The sequence below is a fragment of the Streptomyces sp. JNUCC 64 genome (assembly GCF_054484115.1).
In genome coordinates, this window is the sequence record NZ_CM137015.1 from 5,996,782 (window position 1) to 6,014,600 (window position 17,819).

Below are 17,819 nucleotides of genomic sequence, written 5' to 3' on the forward strand. Positions count from 1 at the left end.
GGGCAGCGACCGGGAACGGGGCCGGGGTCCGTCTCCGGCGCCGTCCCGCGCGGTCCGCCGCGTGTCCGGCAGCCGTCCGGAGGCACGGTCCGGAGGCGTTGGCGCACCCCGCGCGGGCCCGTCCCGCGTCCCATCCCTCACCTTGGAGCACATCGATGCCGGCCCTGCCGATAACGGACACCGCCGTACTGACCGCCCGCGCCCTGCTGCTGGACATGGACGGCACCCTCGTCAACTCCGACGCCGTCGTCGAGCGCTGCTGGCGGCGCTGGGCCGGACGGCACGGACTGGACGGCGACGCGGTGGTGGAGGTGGTGCACGGCAGGCAGGGGTACTCCACCATGGCGGAGCTGCTGCCGGACCGGCCCATGGCCGAGAACCACGCGGACAACGCCCTGATGCTGGCCGAGGAGACCGCCGACCTGGACGGGGTCGTGGAGGTGCCGGGCGCGGACGTCTTCCTCTCCTCGCTCGCGTCCCTCGGCGCCCCGTACGCGCTGGTGACCTCCGCGACGCGGGAGCTGATGGCGGCCCGGATGGCCGCCGCCGGGCTGGCGGTGCCCCCGGTCCGGGTGACCGCCGAGGACGTGACGGAGAGCAAGCCCGATCCGGAGGGCTTCCTCAAGGGCGCCGCCGCGCTCGGGATCCCGGCCGCCGAGTGCGTGGTCTTCGAGGACTCCCCGGCGGGCATCCGGGCGGGGCTCGCGGCCGGGATGCGGGTGGTCGGCGTGGGACCCCGCGCGGTGGACCACGGGCCCACCGTCCAGGTCGACGACCTCACCCGGATCCGGCTGACCGCCGACGCGGACGGGACGCTGCGGCTGACCGTCCTCCCGGAGGGCGACACCACCACCGGCTGACGCCCACCGGCCCGGCGGCGGCGCTCGACCGGCGACCGACCCGGTGGTGACACTGGCCGACCCGGTGGTGACGCCGCCCGGCCCGGCGGCGGTGCCGATCGGCCCGGTGGTGCCCACCGTCCCGGGCGGTGGTGCCGACCAACTCGGCGGTGACGCCGCCCGGCCCGGCCCCGTTTCCGCCGGGCGACGGGGCCGGGGCCGGTCGGGGCCGTCAGTCGTCGTTGCCGCCGTCGCCCCAGCCCGGATCGCCGCCCCCGCCGTTCCCGCCGCCGGAGGTCTCCGTCTCCAGGACGCCCCGGGTGACGGGACCGTAGGTGCCCCGTTCCTCCTGGATGCCCCGGGCGACCTGGTAACGGGTGAGGGCCTGTGCCACCTCGGAGTTGAAGACGCCGTCCCGGGAACCCGTGTACAGCCGCATCTGCCACAGCCGCTGCTGGAGGTCCTGGACGCCCGGGCCCCGGTCGCCCATCCGCAGGGTGCCGTCGGGGCTCGGCGGGGGCGGCTCGGCGGGGCGCGAGGCGGAGTCGGACGGGGAGGCGGAGCGGCCCGACGGGCTCGGGGACGCCGACTTCTTCCCCTTCCCCTTCTCCTCGTCCTTCCCCTTCGAGGGGCTCGCGCTGGGCGAGGGACTGAGCGGCTGGGTGGAGGTGGGGGAACCGGGGGCGGCCGGAGCCGACGGCGAGGTGCCCTTGGACGCCTTGGTCTTGTCCCCGCCCGGGTTCCCGGCGGGTTCCTTGTCCGGCACCGAGGTGTCCGGGACGGTGGTGTCGATGTCCGGCAGGGCCTTGTCGTGACGGGGCTTGTCGTAGCTGAACACCCCGCCCGCGATCGCCCCGACGGCCACCGCCGCGACCGCCACGCCCGAGGTGGCGATGAAGGCGAGACGGCGACGGCGCGCCCGGGGGTCGGCCTCCGCCTGGTCCAGGCGGTCCAGCCGCCCCTGCGGCACCGGCCGCTGACGGGGCGTCTCCGGGGGCACGGGGTGCGGTCGCCGGGACTGCTCGCCGGGGTGGCCCGGGTGCTCCGGAGGCTCGGGGTGTGCCGTGTGCTCGTGTCCCGGGTGGCCCATGGCGCCCGGCTGGCCTATGTGCTCGGGGTGTCCCACGGGGCCCGTGTGGTCCATGTGACCCGCGTAGCCCGGCTGGCCGGTGGCGCCCGTAGGGCTCGCGTGGTCCACGGGGTCGGTGTGACCCGTGGGTGCCCCAGGGGCGGCGGGGCCGGGTGCGATGCCGGGGTGGGCGGTCCAGGCCCCCTGGGCGTCGGCGGGCGGCGGGACGTCCCCCGACGGCCCGCCGGGGCCCGGCTGGGGCCCGGCGGCCGGGGGGAGGGGGCCGGGCTCCGCGAACGGCGGCATGGGCCCGGCCGGAGCGAGCGGCGCGCCTGCGGCCGGGCCGGACCCGGCGGCCGGTCCGTCCGGTCGGCCCGGCGCGGGGTGCGGAACCGGGCCGGTTCCGTCCGCCGCCATCCGGGGCAGCGCACGGGTCGGCTCGTCGGGTATCCGCCCGCCCGGCTGGCCCGGCATGCCTGCTGGCCCCGGTACGCCCTGCTGGCCCGGTACACCCGGTTGCCCCGGTATGCCCTGCGGGCCCGGCACGCCCGGCTGGCCTGGTGCGCCAGGTTGCCCTGGCATGCCCGGCTGGCTCGCCACGCCCGGCTGGACGGGCTGTCCCGGCTGAAGGGGACGCCCTTGCTGGCCCGGGTGCCCGGGTTGACCGGGTCGACCGGGGTGACCCGGCTGGCCGGAGTGCCCTCGCTGCCCCGGCTGGCCCGCCGACTGACCCGATGGGGGCATCGTCTGAGGTGTCTGAGGTGCCCGGGGGGTCTGAGGTGCCCGGGGGGTCTGGGATGTCTGGGATGTCTGGGGTGTCCCCACCGGCGGAGGGGTCTGCGGCGACGGGTGCGGCGGGCCCGCCGGGCCGCCGGGTACGGCGGCACCGGGCACGGCGGCACCGGCCGTGGAGCGGGGACCGGGAGCGGCATCGGGGCCGGCGCCGGAACCGTCCGGTGCGTCCTGCGGTCCCTGGTCCACGTAGTAGGGGCGCACCTGGAACCGGGCGAACTGGCCCGTGTGGTCGGAGAGTTCCGCCTGGTGGGCGGGGTGCGGCGGGTGCGACTGGTAGGCCGGTGGCGGCGGGCCCGGCGGTCCGGGCGGATGCGCCGGGGTCGTCCGGTCGGCGGCCGGACCGGCACCGCCGCCCGCCGTCGCGCCGGTGCGCGCCGCGCATCCACAGCCGCCGGGCGCGGGCGCGCCCTCGGGCGCCCCGCACCGCGGACATGTCTGTCGGTTCACCGTCTGGGTCCCCTCCCTTGGTTGAAGGCGATTATGCAGACAACCGGAAGGGCCCGCAGTGTCGAGTCCCCATGTCCCCGACAGGCCGGACCGGGTCGCACGCACCACGATGGGGGTGCGGGACCCCTCCCGTCCGTCCAGGAGGTGTGCATGACACGTGGTCACCAGGGGCGGGGCGGAGCGCCCGGACGACCGGCCGTCCGGGCCGCGACGGAGGCCGGTCCCGGTGGTCCGGTGCTGGTCTCCATCGGCGCGCTGCTCCTCGGCATGCTGCTGGCCGCGCTCGATCAGACCATCGTCTCCACCGCGCTCCCCACGATCGTCAGCGACCTCGGGGGGCTCGACCACCTCTCCTGGGTGGTCACCGCCTATCTGCTGGCCTCCACCGCCGCGACCCCGCTGTGGGGCAAGCTCGGCGACCAGTACGGACGCAAACGGCTCTTCCAGACCGCCGTCGTGATCTTCCTGATCGGTTCCGCGCTCTGCGGGGCGGCGCGGAGCATGCCGGAACTGATCGGCTTCCGGGCGCTCCAGGGGCTGGGCGGCGGCGGACTGATGGTGCTCTCCATGGCGATCGTCGGCGATCTGGTGCCGCCCCGGGAACGCGGTCGCTACCAAGGGCTGTTCGGCGCCGTGTTCGGTACGACCAGTGTGCTCGGTCCGCTGGTCGGCGGACTGCTCACCGAGCACCTGAGCTGGCGGTGGGTCTTCTACGTCAATCTGCCGATCGGCGCGGTCGCCCTCGTCGTCATCGCCTCCGCGCTGCGCGTACCGCGCCGCGACGACCGGCACACCATCGACTACCTGGGCACCCTGCTCATCGCCTCGGTCGCGGCCTGTCTGGTGCTGGTCGCCTCCCTCGGCGGCACCACCTGGCCGTGGGGCTCGCCCGGCGTCGTGGGGCTGGCGGTGCTGGGGGCGGTGCTCGCGGTGGCGTTCGTGGCGGTGGAGCGGCGGGCCGCCGAACCCGTCCTGCCGCTGCGGCTGTTCCGGGTGCGGACGTTCACGCTCGCGGCGCTGATCAGCTTCATCGTCGGGTTCGCGATGTTCGGCGCGATGACGTACCTGCCCACGTTCCTGCAGATCGTCCGGGGCGTCAGCCCGACCATGTCGGGCGTCCACATGCTGCCGATGGTCGTCGGGCTGCTGCTCGCCTCCACCGGATCGGGACAGATCGTCAGCCGCACCGGCCGCTGGAAGGTGTTCCCCGTCGCGGGCACCGGGATCACCGCCCTGGGGCTGCTCCTGCTGCACCGGCTGGGCCCGGACACCTCCACGGCCGTCACCAGCGCCTCCTTCTTCGTCTTCGGGCTGGGCCTCGGGCTGGTGATGCAGGTCCTGGTGCTGATCGTGCAGAACGCGGTCGCCTACGAGGACCTCGGGGTGGCCACCTCCGGGGCGACCTTCTTCCGCTCGATCGGGGCGTCCTTCGGGGTGGCCGTCTTCGGGTCGCTCTTCGCCGGGCGGCTCGCGGACCTCCTGGCCGCCGCGCTCGACGGACGGAGCCTGCCGCCGGGGACGGACGCCGCCGCCCTCGCCGCGGACCCCCGGGGGCTGGAGTCGCTGCCGCCCGCGCTGCGCCCCGCCGCGCTGGACGCCTTCTCCACGGCGATCACCGACGTGTTCCTCTACGCGGTGCCGGTGGCCCTCGCCGGGTTCGTCCTCGCCTGGTTCCTGCACGAGGACCGGCTGCGCGGCTCGGTGACCGTCCCCGACGGCACGGAGACCCTGGCCAGCAACCCGGTCCAGCGGACCTCGCGCGACGAGTGCGCCCGGGCCCTGTCCGTGCTCGGGACCCGGGAGGGACGGCGGAGGATCTACGAGACGATCACCCACCGGGCCGGGTACGACCTGCTGCCCGCGAGCAGTTGGCTGCTGCTGCGGATGCGACGGCACGGGGTGGTGGAGCCCGCGCTGCTCGCCGAACGGCGGAACGTGCCGTTCCGGGTGGTCGCCGAGGCGGCCCGGCAGGTCGAGGAGCGGGGGCTCGGCGCCCGCGAGGGGCTGGGCCTCACCCTCACCGCGCCCGGCCGCCGGGCCGCCGACGCGCTGGCCGCCGCCCGGGAGGACTCCCTCGCGGAACTCCTCGGCGACTGGTGGGGGCCGGACCGCCCCGACGACCTCACCGACCTCGTCCGGACGCTGAGCGCGGAGCTGTGCGGTTCCCACGGGGAACGCCCCCGGTCGGCGCCGGGGCCGTCCGCGGGGCCGGGGCCGTCCGCCTCGCCTGGGGCATCCCCTCCGGTCGGGCCGTCCCCTCCGGTCGGGCCGTCCCCTCCCGTCGGGTCGTCCCCTTCGACCGGGACGCCGCCTTCGGTTGGCTCGTCCCCTTCGGGTGGGCCGTCGCCTTCGGCGGGGCAGTCCCCCTCGACCGGGACGCCGCCTTCGGCCGGGCCGTCCCCTTCGGCCGGGTCCGCGACCCCGTCCGGGCCGCCCACCCGGTCCGCGTCCCGTCCGGGCCCGCCGCCCGGGCACCCACCGGCCCGGGACCCGGACCCGTCGCCCCCGGACCAGCCGTCGACCCCGTCCTCCTGAGGTGCCTCTCCCCGCACGGGTCCGGGTGGGGCACCCCGGACCCGTCCGCCCCCGGACCGGCACCAGCGGCCCCGCACGACCCACGACCCACGGCCCACGGCCCCGCACAGCCGCCACAGCCCCCGTGGCCTCCGGGCCGCCCACGAGCCCCACGGCTGACCGCGCACCCTCGCCCCGCGCGGAGACCGGGCCCCGTGCGGGGCGGCCGGTAGCATGGGGGGTCGTCATCGCGTCCCCACGGGGGGAAGCCGGTGGAAGTCCGGCGCTGACCCGCAACCGTGAGCCGCCCGTCCGGGCGCCAGCCGGAGCACCCCGTACCCCGACGCGAACGGCTCACGCCACCGGGACCCGGTGCGCGGGCACCGTCGAGGAATACGGAGCCGGAGCCGCCCGGAGCCGCCCACGAAGCGTGCCCGTGCGCCCGGTACGAGGAAGGGCACACGCCACCATGAAGATCAGCCGCACCGTCGCGGCCCTCGCCGCCGTCGCGGCGATCGGCACCGCCACGGCCCCCGCCGCCCTCGCGGACGGGGCCGACGGGAAGGCGTCGCCGTCCCCCTCGGTCAAGCTCCCGTCCGGGCTCTACGGCACCACCGACCCCACCTACGACGGGGTGTGGCGGCAGTCGCTCGCGCTGCTCGCGCAGAAGACGGTGGGCGCCACCCCCGCCCCGGTCGCCGTGGACTGGCTCACCGGCCAGCAGTGCGCCGACGGCTCCTTCGCCGCGTTCCGGGCCGCGCCCGACGCCCGGTGCGGCGCCAAGACCCCCGTGGACACCAACAGCACCGCCGCCGCCGTCCAGGCGCTGGAGGCCCTCGGCGGCGAGGACGCCGCCGTGAAGGAGGCGGTGGGCTGGCTGCGGTCCGTCCAGAACGACGACGGGGGCTGGGGCTACCTCCCCGGCGCCCCCAGCGACGCCAACTCCACCAGCCTGGTGATCGGCGCGTTCGCCGCCGTGGGCACCGACCCCGCCACGGTCCGCTCCGCGAAGGGCGCGGACCCGCACCGGGCGCTCCTCGCGCTCTCCCTGCCCTGCTCCGCCGAGGACGGCGGAGCCTTCGCCTACCAGCCGGACAAGAAGGGCGACCTGGTCGCCAACGCCGACGCCACCGCGGCGGGCGTCCTCGGCGCCCGCGGCCTCACTCTCGCCCCGGAGCCCGCCGACAAGGACGCCGACGCCGACGGGTCCACCGGAACCGACGGGGACGGGCCGTCCTGCTCGAAGGCCCGGACCGCCGAGGACGCCGCCGCCAACGGGGCCGCCCACCTCGCCCGCGCGCTCGCCGCCGACGGCCACCTCACCAGCTCCCTGCCGGGCGCCGAGGACCAGCCCGACCACGGCACCACCGCCGACGCCGTGGTCGCCCTGACCGTCACCGGGAACGCCGACCGGGCCGACCGCGCGGTGGCCTGGCTGAAGCGCGAGTCCGCCGACTGGGCCCGTCAGACCGGTCCCGCGGCCTGGGCGCAGCTCGTCCTCACCGCCCGTGCCGTCGGCGCCGACCCTCGTGACTTCGGCTCCACCGACCTGGTCGCCGGGCTGTACGCCACCGGCCCCGCCCCCGTCGCCGACGCGTCGGAGGACGGGGAGGCCGGGGGAGCGGAGGACCACACGGAGCACTCCGGCGAGTCGGAGGGCTTCCCCTGGATGGTGTTCAGCGGGCTGCTGCTGGCCCTGGGGCTCGCCGCCGTGGGCGTCGCCTTCCAGGGCGCGATCTACCGCTTCGTCCGCAGGAAGCGCGGGTGAGCGCCCGCGCGGGTGGCGCGGGCGCTCCGGGACGGGTTCCCGGGCGGGCCCCGGAACGAGCCCCCGCCCAGGCCGGACGGGCCCCCGGGCGGGCTTCCGGACGGCCCCGCGCGGCGGTGACGGCCGCCCTGGCCACCGTGCTCGCCGTCCTCGTCGCCCTCACCGGGCTGCTCGCCGCCGCGCCCGCGCAGGCCGCCGGATACCGCTACTGGTCCTTCTGGGAGCTGACCGGCGGCGACTGGACGTACGCCACCCAGGGCCCGGCGCTCGCCCGGCCCGCCGACGGGGACGTCCAGGGCTTCCGGTTCGCGGTGAGCGAGGACTCCGCTGACGCGGCCACCCCGCGCGGCCCCCGCGACTTCACCCGGATCTGCGGCACCACGGAACCCCGCGAGGGCACCAAGCGGATCGCGCTCGTCATCGACCCCGGGCTCCCGGCCGACGCCCCCTCCGGCGAGACCCCGTCCCCCGCCCGCACCGCCTGCGCCCGGATCGCTCCCGACGCCACCAGCGCCGACGCCCTCGCCGCCGTGGCGAAGCCGCTGCGCTACGACGCGAACGCGCTGCTCTGCGCCATCGCCGGGTACCCCCGCACCGGCTGCGGGGAACAGGTCTCCGGCGACGGCACCGCACCCGCCTCGTCCGGCGTGACGGCCTCCGACGACGGTGACGCCGGCGGCGGCCCGTCCCTCGGGCTGTACGCGGGCCTCGCCGCCGTGGCGCTGCTGGGCGTCGCGGCCGTGCTGCGCGCCCGCCGCCGGGGCTGACGGGAGACCACCGTGCCCGACCGCCCCGCCCCCTCCCGGCCCGCCGCCGCGCGCCGTGCCGTCCGTCCGCTCGCCGCCCCGGTGGCGCACCGGACGAACGCGCTGCATCCGGGGGCCTGGTGGGTGTGGGCGCTCGGCCTCGGGATCGCCGCGTCCCGCACCACCAACCCCCTGCTGCTCGGGCTGCTCGCCGGGGTCGCCGGATACGTGGTCGCGGCCCGCCGCACCGACGCGCCATGGGCCCGCGCCTACGGTGCCTTCGTCCGGATCGCGCTCGCCGTGCTGCTGATCCGGCTGGTCTTCGCGGTGGTCCTCGGTTCCCCGATCCCCGGGACGCACGTCCTGGTCACCCTCCCCGAGGTGCCGATGCCCCAGTGGGCGCAAGGGGTGCGGATCGGCGGCCGGGTCACCCTCGAAGGACTGGTCTTCGCCCTGTACGACGGGCTGCGGCTGGCGGTGCTGCTGATCTGCGTGGGCGCAGCGAACGCCCTCGCCAACCCGTCCCGGCTGCTGAAGTCGCTGCCGGGCGCCCTGTACGAGGCGGGCGTGGCGGTCGTCGTCGCGATGACCTTCGCGCCGAACCTGATCGCCGACGTCCGCAGGCTGCGGGCCGCCCGACGGCTGCGGGGCCGTCCCGACCGGGGCGCGCGCGGGCTGCTCCAAGTGGCGCTGCCGGTGCTGGAGGGCGCGCTGGAACGGTCGGTGGCGCTCGCGGCGGCGATGGACGCCCGGGGGTACGGGCGCACGGCGGAGGTACCGGCCCCGGTGCGGCGGCTGACCGCCGGACTCACCCTCGGCGGGCTGCTCGGCGTCTGCGCCGGAACGTACGGACTGCTCGCCGCCGACGGCGCCGGGTACGCGACCCCGGTGCTGCTCGCCGGGCTCGCCGCCGCGCTCGCCGGACTCCGGCTGGGCGGCCGTCGCACGGTCCGCACCCGGTACCGTCCCGACGGCTGGGGCCCGCGCGCCTGGCTGGTCGCCGGGTCGGGGGCCGCCGTGGCGGCGGTGTTCGCGGGCTGGGGCGCGCTGGGCGGACCCGCCGCGACGGCCGCGCTGGAGCCGGGCGTGGTCCCGCTGACCGCCCCCGTGCTTCCGCTGTGGCCCGCGGCGGCGGTCCTCCTCGGACTGCTCCCGGCCCTGGTCGCCCCCGCGCCGGTCCGCCCGGGGGAGCCGCCCGCCCCGCCCGGGGCCCCGCCAGTCCCGGCCGTTCCGCCAGTCCCGGCCGTCCCGTCCGTCACGCCCCTCCGGCCGGAGGGCCACGGCCGGGCCCGGGGCGAGGCACCGGGAGGTGGCCCGGCCAGGGACACGTCACCCGACGACGTCCCGGCGGAACCCCACCGGACGCGGACGGACCCCCGCCGGACGGGCCACCGCACCGACCCCGACCCGTCCCGGACGAAGCGAAAGAAGGCGAGCGGCTCGTGATCCGCTTCGAGAACGTGTCCGTGCGCTACGACGGCGCCGACCGGGACGCCCTCACGGACGTCGACCTGACCGTGCCGGAGGGCGAGCTGGTGCTGCTCGTGGGGGAGTCCGGGACGGGCAAGTCCACCCTGCTCGGCACGGTCTCCGGACTGGTGCCGCACTTCACCGGCGGCACCCTGCGCGGCCGGGTCACCGTCGCGGGCCGGGACACCCGGGTCCACCGGCCGCGCGACCTCGCGGACGTGGTCGGCACCGTCGGCCAAGACCCCCTCGCCCACTTCGTCACCGACACCGTCGAGGACGAACTCGCCTACGGCATGGAGTCGCTCGGCGTCGCCCCGGACGTGATGCGCCGCCGGGTCGAGGAGACCCTCGACCTGCTGGGCCTCGCCGAACTGCGGGACCGGCCCCTCGCCACCCTCTCCGGCGGCCAGCGCCAGCGCGTCGCCATCGGCTCGGTGCTCACCCCGCACCCCCGGGTGCTGGTCCTCGACGAACCGACCTCCGCGCTGGACCCGGCCGCCGCCGAGGAGGTGCTCGCCGTCCTCCAGCGGCTGGTGCACGACCTCGGCACCACCGTCCTGATGGCCGAGCACCGGCTGGAGCGCGTGGTGCAGTACGCCGACCAGGTCCTGCTGCTGCCCGGCCCCGGCGCCGCCCCCGTCCTCGGGGAGCCCGCCGAGGTCATGGCCCACTCGCCGGTCCGGCCGCCGGTGGTCGACCTGGCCCGGCTCGCGGGCTGGTCCCCGCCGCCGCTCAGCGTCCGCGACGCCCGCCGCCGGGCCGCCCCGCTCCGGGCCCGGCTCGCCGCCGCGCCCCCGCCGGAGCCGTCCGCCCCGTCCACCGCCGGGAACACCGGGCGCACCACGGACGCGGGGAAACCGGCGGCGGCCGGGACCACGTCCGGACTGCGGGTGCGACGCGGCCGGACCGAGGCGCTGCGCGGGGTGGACCTGACGCTGCGCCCCGGCGAGACCGTCGCGCTGATGGGCCGCAACGGCGCCGGGAAGTCGACCCTGCTGTCGGCCCTGGTCGGACTGGTCGAGCCGACCGGCGGCGCCGTCGACGTCGGCGGCGCCGCGCCGCACCGCGTCCGCCCCCGCGAGCTGGTGCGCCGGGTCGGACTGGTCCCCCAGGAACCGCGCGACCTGCTGTACGCGGACACCGTGGCCGCCGAGTGCGCCGCCGCCGACCGCGACGCGGACGCCCCGCCCGGCACCTGCCGGGACCTGGTGGCGGAGCTGCTGCCCGGCATCGACGGCGACGCCCACCCCCGGGACCTCTCCGAGGGGCAGCGACTGGTGCTGGCCCTCGCCGTGGTGCTCACCGCCCGCCCCCCGCTGCTGCTCTTGGACGAACCCACCCGGGGCCTCGACTACGCGGCGAAGGCCCGGCTGGTCAAGGTGCTGCGCCCGCTCGTCGCGGCGGGCCACGCCGTGCTGCTCGCCACCCATGACGTGGAGCTGGCGGCGGAGCTGGCGCACCGGGTGCTGATCCTCGCGGACGGCGAGGTCGTCGCGGACGGCCCCGCCGCCGAGGTGGTGCTGGCCTCCCCGGCCTTCGCCCCCCAGGTGGCCAAGGTGCTCGGCACCGGGCCGTGGCTCACCGTGCCCCAGGTACGGGAGGCCCTGCGATGACCCCACCGGACGTATCCGACCCCGCCGACGGCCCCGGCGCGCCCGACGGCCCCGGCGCGCCCGACGGCCCTGGCGAACCCGAGACCCCCAGCGGCCCTGGAGCCCCCAGCGGCCCCAGCACCCCCGAGGCCCCCACCGCCCCCGACGGACCCAGCGCCCCCGTGGGCCCCCGCGCGCCCAAGGACCGCCCGGGCGCCGTCCGGGCGGTCCGCGTGGGGCCGAAGTCCGCCGCCGCGCTGGGGCTGGTGAGCGCGGTGGGGGTGGCCGCGTTCGGCTGGCCGTTCCTGGCGGCGCCCGCCTCCTCCGTGAACGCCCACTCCCAGGACGCGCCCTGGCTCTTCGCCGCGCTGCTGGTGCTGCTGGTGGGGGTGGTCGCGGCGGCCCTGTCCGAATCGGGGCTCGGGGCGAAGGCGGTGGCGATGCTCGGGGTGCTGGCCGCGGCGGGCGCCGCGCTGCGCCCGCTGGGCGCGGGCACCGCCGGGCTGGAGCCCATGTTCTTCCTGATGGTGCTGAGCGGACGGGTGCTCGGCCCCGGCTTCGGGTTCGTCCTCGGCGCGGTCACCATGTTCGCCTCGGCGCTGCTCACCGGGGGCGTGGGCCCCTGGCTGCCGTTCCAGATGCTGGCCATGGGCTGGTTCACGCTCGGCGCCGGACTGCTGCCGGGGTCCGGGCGGCTGCGCGGCACGGGGGAGCGGCTGCTGCTCGCCGGGTACGGGTTCGCGGCGGCGTTCGCGTACGGCACGGTCATGAACCTGGCGGGCTGGCCGTTCCTGGGGGAGCTGACCTCGTCGGTGGCGTTCTCGCCGGGGGACGCGGTGGGGGAGAACCTGGTCCGCTTCCTCGCCTACTGCCTCGCCACCTCCCTGGGCTGGGACCTCGGCCGGGCGGTGCTGACCGCCGTCCTCACGCTGACGCTGGGCGGCACGGTCCTCAGGGCGCTGCGGCGGGCGACCCGGCGGGCGGCCTTCGACGCGCGGCCCGCGTTCCGGGAGACCCCGGTCACACCGGCCGACCCCGCCGGGTGCGGTGCCGACCGCGCTCGGTGAACGGAACCCGGGGTCCCCGGTGAGGCGTGCCACAGGGCCCCGGGCGTCCACGAGGCGCGATCGTAGACCGCGACCCTTGACGTGTCCGCGTCGTCAAAGGCTCTGACCTGCGGATTGAGAGCCAGGTCACACTGGCGACTAGTCGGGCACATGCGACCTCCACTAGTAAAAGGGGTGATTGCGGGACGTTCTCGAACCTGTTTCTCTGGATCGAGTCGCACGGCGCCACGAGCCCCTCCGGGCCGCGGCGCCCCCGCTTTCCCACCCCCGGTTCGCACCGGGAGGCACCGGCCCCGGCCGGAGCCGCGGAAGGGCGGGCGACCGTCCCAGTCCCCGACCGGAAGGTCCGCAGTGTCCGTCTCCTTCGCCTCCGCTTCCCTGTTCCGCCGCATCGCCTCGAAGAAGGCCCTCACCGGTGTCGCCGTCGCCGCCGCCACGACCGGAATGGTGCTCGCCGCCGCCCCGGCCCAGGCCGCCGCCCCGACCGCCGCGCAGGCCAAGGTGACCTCGGCGAAGGCGATCGCGAAGAAGCTGCTGCCGAACGACGCGCAGTACAACGCGTTCGAGAAGATCGTGACCCGTGAGTCCAACTGGAACGTCACGGCCCAGAACTCCTCCTCCGGCGCCTACGGCCTGGTCCAGGCGCTGCCCGGCTCCAAGATGTCCACCCACGGCTCTGACTGGCGCACCAACGCCGAGACCCAGATCAAGTGGGGCATCGACTACATGGAGGACCGCTACGGCAGCCCCGTCGACGCCTGGAGCTTCTGGAAGTCCAACGGCTGGTACTGAGCCGTCCCCCGCGTCCGAGCGAACCACCGAGGACGGCGGCACCCACCAGGGTGCCGCCGTCCTCGGTCGTGTGCCCGGCCCGGTGCCCGGCCCGGTGCCCGTGCCCGGCCTCCCCGCTGTCCGGAGGGCTGCGAACGTTTCCCCCGGACGGCGCGTCTAGGCTGACGGGGCCCCTCGCACACCCGTGGCCCTTTCCGGCCCCAGCAGAACGGACGAAAAGGACACCCGTGGTCGCCGAGCCGTCACCCCCCGTCCCCTCGCCCCGCAAGGACCCCGCCCCCAGGGAGACGGCACCCGCCTCCGCGACCCCCGCCGGAGCGGCCCGCCCGGAGCCCACGGGTTCCACGGCCCCGGCGCCCGGACCGTCCCCGTCCCCGACGGCGACGGCCACCAACGGCTCCGCGCCCGGACCGGCGGCCTCCACGGCCACCGCCTCCACGGCCACCGCGCCCAGGGTTCCGTCCCCCGCCTCCCCGCCAACCGGGACGAGGACCGCCCCCGGACCGGACCGGGGCACGGGCGGCGGCACCGGGACGGACCCGGACCCCGGGACGGACACGGACCCCGGTACCGGCCCCGGAACCGTCCCGGACAAGGCCACCGGCCCCGGTGCGGACACCGCCCGGAAGGCACCGGAGGCCCGCCCCGGCCGGGCCGCCGCCCTGGCCCGCCGCTACCGGACACCGCTGCTCGCCACGCTGCCCGCCCTGCCGTTCTACGCGGTGTGGTTCCTGTTCCTCGGCACGGGCGGCGGCGACCTCGCCGCGCAGGAGGCGTGGACCGCCTTCGCCAGCGCCCACCCGGACGCCCCGTACAACCTGTCCTGGTACGGCGGGATGCACGTCCCCAACTACAGCCTGCTGTCCCCGGTCCTGATGACGACCTTCGGGGTCCGCACGGTCACCGTCGTCTCCGGGATCGCCGCCACCTGGCTGGCCGCCCTGCTCGTCGAACGCACCGGCTACCGCCGTCCCCTCGGCCCCGCCCTGCTGCTGTCGGTGGCCCTCTGGTGCAACGTCGCCTCCGGCCGCACCACCTTCGCCCTCGGCGTCGCCTTCGCGCTCGGCGCGGTCCTCGTCCTCACCGGCCCGCGCCGCAGGCTCGTCGCCGCCGCGCTGCTGGCGCTGCTGTCCACCATGGCCAGCCCGGTCTCCGGACTCTTCCTCGCCGTCGTCGGCGGCGCCTGGTTCCTGCTGCGGACCTGGGGACCCGCACTGGCCCTGCTGGTGCCCCCGGCCCTGGTCGTCGGTCTGACCACCCTGGTCTTCCCGTTCACCGGCGAGCAGCCGATGCCCGCCCACCGGATCGTCGAGCCCGCCCTCTTCGCGGTGGTGGTCGCGGTCGCCGCGCCCCGGCACTGGAAGGTGGTGCGGCTGTCCGGCGCGGTCTACGCGGTCGGGATCGTCCTCACCCATCTGATCGCCTCGCCGGTCGGCACCAACGTGGAGCGCCTCGCCCTGCTGGCCGCGCCCGCCGTGCTGCTCGCCGCCCTGCTGGCGCCGGGCACCGACCGGGTCCGGCGGATCGCGCTCGGCGCCGCGCTCGTCTTCTCGCTGGCCTGGCTGACCCCCAAGACCGTGCATGACCTCTACATCTCCACCAACCCGCCCGCCTGGGCCCAGGACACCGAAGAGGTCATCGAGGAACTGGAGCGGCTGGGGGCGGACCGCACCCGGGTGGAGGTCGTCCCGGCCCGCAACCACCGTGAGGCCACCGCCTTCGCCGCGCACATGAACCTCGCCCGGGGCTGGAACCGCCAGCTCGACGTGGAACGCGGACGGCTCTTCTACGACGGATCGTTCTCCGAGACCACCTACCGGGCGTGGCTGGACCGCTGGGCCGTCGGTTACGTGGTCATGCACGACGGGCGCCCCGACGGCCCCGCCGAGGCCGAGGCGAAGCTGGTCCGCTCCGAGCCGGACTGGCTGGACCCGGTGTGGCGGGGCGAGCACTGGACGGTCTACCGGGTGCGCGACGCCGTGCCGCTGGCCTCCGCGCCCGGCACCGTCGTGGACTCCGACAGCGCCGGACTGACCGTACGGATGGACCGCGCCGGATCGGCGACCGTCCGGGTCTTCCACTCGCCGTGGCTGCGCGCCGAGGGGGCCTGTCTGGAGCCCGACGGCGAGTACACCCGCCTGGTCGTCTCCGAGCCCGGCGACTACCGGATCGACTCGTCCTGGACCAGCCGCCCGGCCGAGGACGACTGCGGCTGACCCCCGCCGGGGCGGGGCCGGACACGACGGAAGGGGTGGGACGCGACGACCGCGTCCCACCCCTTCCGCCTGTGCGTGAGCCGTACGGGCCGCACGCCGTACGAACCGGGCCGTACGGCCGCACTCCGCCGTACGAAGAACCGGGCCGTACGGGCCGCGCGACCCGTACGGAGGGTCAGCTCTTCCGTCCCCCGGAGCCCGCCGCGGGTCCGGACGCCTCCGCCGAACCCCCGGAGCCCCCCGGGCCACTCGCGGCACCCGGAGAACCGGAGGAACCGGAGACGCCCCCGCCCCCGGCCCCGGAGACGACACCGGAGACGGCCCCGGCGGACACCCCGCTGAGGGGCTCGCCGAGCGACTCACCGGAGGGCTTGCCGGAGGCCTCGCGCGGCCCCTGCTGCCCGGGGATCCGCACCGGACCCCCGTCGCCCTCCTTCTCCTTCTCCTTCTGCACCGCCGCCGTGGCGCTCCGGGCGCGCGGCCCGGCGAACAGGTACCCGAGGCCGAAGCCCGCCGAGACCACGGCCGCGCCGCCCACCGCGTCCAGCACCCAGTGGTTGGCCGTACCGATGATCACCAGGACGGTCAGCGTCGGGTGCAGCGCGCCCAGCACCTTCATCCACGCCTTGGGCGCCAGGATGACGATCACCACGCCGCACCACAGCGACCAGCCGAAGTGCAGCGAGGGCATCGCCGCGTACTGGTTGGTCAGCGCCGTCAGGGTCCCGTAGTCCGGCTTGGAGAAGTCCTGGACGCCGTGGATGGTGTCGACGAACCCGAGGCCCGGCATCAGCCGCGGCGGTGCCAGCGGGTACGCCCAGAAGCCGATCAGGGCCAGCAGGGTGGCGAAGGCCAGGGCGGTCCGCGCCCAGCGGAAGTCCACCGGCCGCCGGACGTAGAGCACGCCCAGCACGGTCAGCGGCACCACGAAGTGGAACGACGTGTAGTAGAAGTTGAAGAACGCCTCCAGCCACGGACGGTCCACCACCACGTGGTTCAGCCAGTGCTCGATGTCGAGGAACAGCGTCTTCTCGATCGAGTGGATCTGCGTGGCGTGCGCCTCGGCGGTGTCCCGTCCGGAGGCGGCCGCCAGCCGCACCTTCGAGTAGGCGGAGTAGCCGACCCGGATCAGCAGCAGTTCGAGCAGCAGGTTCGGACGGCTCAGCACCCGCCGCCAGAACGGCACCAGCGGCACCCACTTCCAGCGGGCGGGGACGGGCGCGGCGTACTGGGTGGGCGTCGGGTCCGAGAAGTGCGGCGAGGTCCGCGACAGGAACGGCACGAAACAGGCGGCGGCGATCGCCGCGACCAGGATGACGTTGTCCCGCAGCGGGTGCACGAACAGCATGTTCGGCAGCATCATCTTCGCCGGGAGCGTCATCACCAGCACCACCGCGACCGGCCACACCGGCCGGTCGGCGGCCCGCTTGCCCGCCCGTCCGACGACCGTGAGCAGCACCCACAGCAGCTGGTGCTGCCAGGCGGTCGGGGAGACGGCCACCGCCACGCACCCGGTGATGGCGACGGCGAGCAGCAGCTGTCCGTCCCGGGCGTAGCGCACCGCCCGGCGCAGACCGAAGAAGACCACGGCGGCGGCGAGCGTCAGGAACACCGCCCACTCCAGCGGCCCGCTCAGCCCGAACCGCAGCAGCGCGCCGTGCAGCGACTGGTTGGCGAGGTCGTCGGGGTGGACGGAGAGCCCGGCGCCCATGATCTCCTCGACCCAGTAGGTCCAGGAGTCCTCGGGCATCGCGGCCCAGGCGAGCAGGGTGGCCCCGGCGAAGGTGGCCCCGGCGGACACGGCGGCCGTGCGGCGCCCGGTCAGCCACAGCAGCGGGGCGAACAGCAGCACGGTCGGCTGGAAGGCGGCCCCGACGCCGATGAGGACGCCGCTGGCCCGCTCCCCGCGCACGGCGAAGCAGCCGAGCAGGACCAGCAGGACGGGGATGACGCTGGTCTGCCCGAGGTACAGGGCGTTGCGCACCGGCAGCGACAGCATCAGCAGACAGACCGCCAGCGGGGCGGCGAGCAGCGCGGTGCGCCGGGAGACCGGCTGCGGCAGGGCGCGCGACACGATCAGTCCGAGGGCCGCGACCAGCAGCAGGGTGCCGAAGGTCCAGCCGACGCCGAGGTTCGCCTCGGCGGAGCTGACGAACGGCTTGAGCGCCAGGCCGTGGAACGGGGTGCCGGAGAAGTCGCCGGTGTCGTACAGCGACCCGGGGACGTGCAGCACCCCGTTCGGGCCGATCCAGGTCTCCAGGTCGATGAGGCGTTCGCCGTCCGGCTGCCGCAGCGCCATCGCGAGCTGCCGGACGGCGAGCAGCGCCGCCACCACCCACAGACCGACCCGGACCGCCGCGAGCCGGGGGTGCGCCGCCGGTCCGGGCGGTCCTCCCGATCCCGCCGTCAAGACATCACCTGGTCCGTGCTCCGCTTTCGACACGCCGCGTCGGCCCTCCCGCCCCGTTTCGGTCAACTTCGTTCATCGATGTACGGCCGTGCTG

The 17,819-nt window shown here is 76.4% G+C and carries 10 protein-coding genes and 1 pseudogene; 9 read left to right on the forward strand and 2 right to left on the reverse strand.

The window, feature by feature from the left end:
- Positions 1-155 precede the first annotated feature (155 nt).
- Positions 156-860, forward strand: coding sequence for an HAD-IA family hydrolase (locus tag ACVWNX_RS24810; protein WP_454410035.1), 705 nt, complete (start codon positions 156-158; stop codon positions 858-860).
- Between the two features lie 211 nt (positions 861-1,071).
- Here ACVWNX_RS24810 and ACVWNX_RS24815 read toward each other — a convergent pair whose 3' ends face one another.
- Positions 1,072-1,983: a peptidoglycan-binding domain-containing protein gene (locus ACVWNX_RS24815; RefSeq protein ID WP_454410037.1), complete on the reverse strand. Its 912-nt coding sequence runs from the start codon at positions 1,981-1,983 to the stop codon at positions 1,072-1,074.
- Positions 1,984-3,300: 1,317 nt separating this feature from the next.
- On the opposite strand from ACVWNX_RS24815, the gene ACVWNX_RS24820 reads away from it, so the two are divergent.
- From ACVWNX_RS24820 to ACVWNX_RS24855, 8 genes and pseudogenes are all read left to right on the forward strand, one after another.
- Positions 3,301-5,685 (forward strand): MDR family MFS transporter, encoded by a 2,385-nt coding sequence (locus ACVWNX_RS24820; protein WP_454410038.1) that lies wholly within the window; start codon positions 3,301-3,303, stop codon positions 5,683-5,685.
- A 448-nt stretch (positions 5,686-6,133) separates the two neighbouring features.
- Positions 6,134-7,432 carry a prenyltransferase/squalene oxidase repeat-containing protein gene (locus tag ACVWNX_RS24825; RefSeq protein WP_454410040.1) on the forward strand — a complete coding sequence of 433 codons (1,299 nt, stop codon included), beginning with the start codon at positions 6,134-6,136 and terminating at the stop codon, positions 7,430-7,432.
- 116 nt (positions 7,433-7,548) lie between these two features.
- Positions 7,549-8,199 (forward strand): SCO2322 family protein, encoded by a 651-nt coding sequence (locus ACVWNX_RS24830; protein ID WP_454414926.1) that lies wholly within the window; start codon positions 7,549-7,551, stop codon positions 8,197-8,199.
- 102 nt (positions 8,200-8,301) lie between these two features.
- Positions 8,302-9,354 (forward strand): annotated as a pseudogene (locus ACVWNX_RS24835) (CbiQ family ECF transporter T component); the annotation flags it as partial.
- 266 nt (positions 9,355-9,620) lie between these two features.
- Positions 9,621-11,261, forward strand: coding sequence for an ABC transporter ATP-binding protein (locus tag ACVWNX_RS24840; RefSeq protein ID WP_454410042.1), 1,641 nt, complete (start codon positions 9,621-9,623; stop codon positions 11,259-11,261).
- The gene (locus ACVWNX_RS24845) at positions 11,258-12,307 is read left to right on the forward strand and encodes an ECF transporter S component (protein ID WP_454410044.1); all 1,050 of its coding nucleotides are present in this window, start codon (positions 11,258-11,260) and stop codon (positions 12,305-12,307) included. The genes ACVWNX_RS24840 and ACVWNX_RS24845 overlap by 4 nt, the downstream gene beginning before the upstream one ends.
- 351 nt (positions 12,308-12,658) lie before the next feature.
- Complete coding sequence (locus ACVWNX_RS24850; protein ID WP_454410045.1) at positions 12,659-13,099, forward strand: aggregation-promoting factor C-terminal-like domain-containing protein; 441 nt, start codon at positions 12,659-12,661, stop codon at positions 13,097-13,099.
- A 662-nt stretch (positions 13,100-13,761) separates the two neighbouring features.
- Complete coding sequence (locus tag ACVWNX_RS24855; RefSeq protein WP_454414927.1) at positions 13,762-15,315, forward strand: hypothetical protein; 1,554 nt, start codon at positions 13,762-13,764, stop codon at positions 15,313-15,315.
- 175 nt (positions 15,316-15,490) lie between these two features.
- Here ACVWNX_RS24855 and ACVWNX_RS24860 read toward each other — a convergent pair whose 3' ends face one another.
- On the reverse strand, positions 15,491-17,758 hold the full coding sequence (locus ACVWNX_RS24860; protein ID WP_454410047.1) for a bifunctional glycosyltransferase 87/phosphatase PAP2 family protein: 2,268 nt from the start codon (positions 17,756-17,758) through the stop codon (positions 15,491-15,493).
- Between the last annotated feature and the right edge of the window lie 61 nt (positions 17,759-17,819).

Coding starts and splice junctions, on each gene's coding strand:
- ACVWNX_RS24810 (WP_454410035.1), top strand. CDS start 156: ATGCCGGCCCTGCCGATAACGGACACCGCCGTACTGACCGCCCGCGCC.
- ACVWNX_RS24845 (WP_454410044.1), top strand. CDS start 11,258: ATGACCCCACCGGACGTATCCGACCCCGCCGACGGCCCCGGCGCGCCC.
- ACVWNX_RS24820 (WP_454410038.1), top strand. CDS start 3,301: ATGACACGTGGTCACCAGGGGCGGGGCGGAGCGCCCGGACGACCGGCC.
- ACVWNX_RS24815 (WP_454410037.1), bottom strand. CDS start 1,983: ATGGACCACACGGGCCCCGTGGGACACCCCGAGCACATAGGCCAGCCG.
- ACVWNX_RS24825 (WP_454410040.1), top strand. CDS start 6,134: ATGAAGATCAGCCGCACCGTCGCGGCCCTCGCCGCCGTCGCGGCGATC.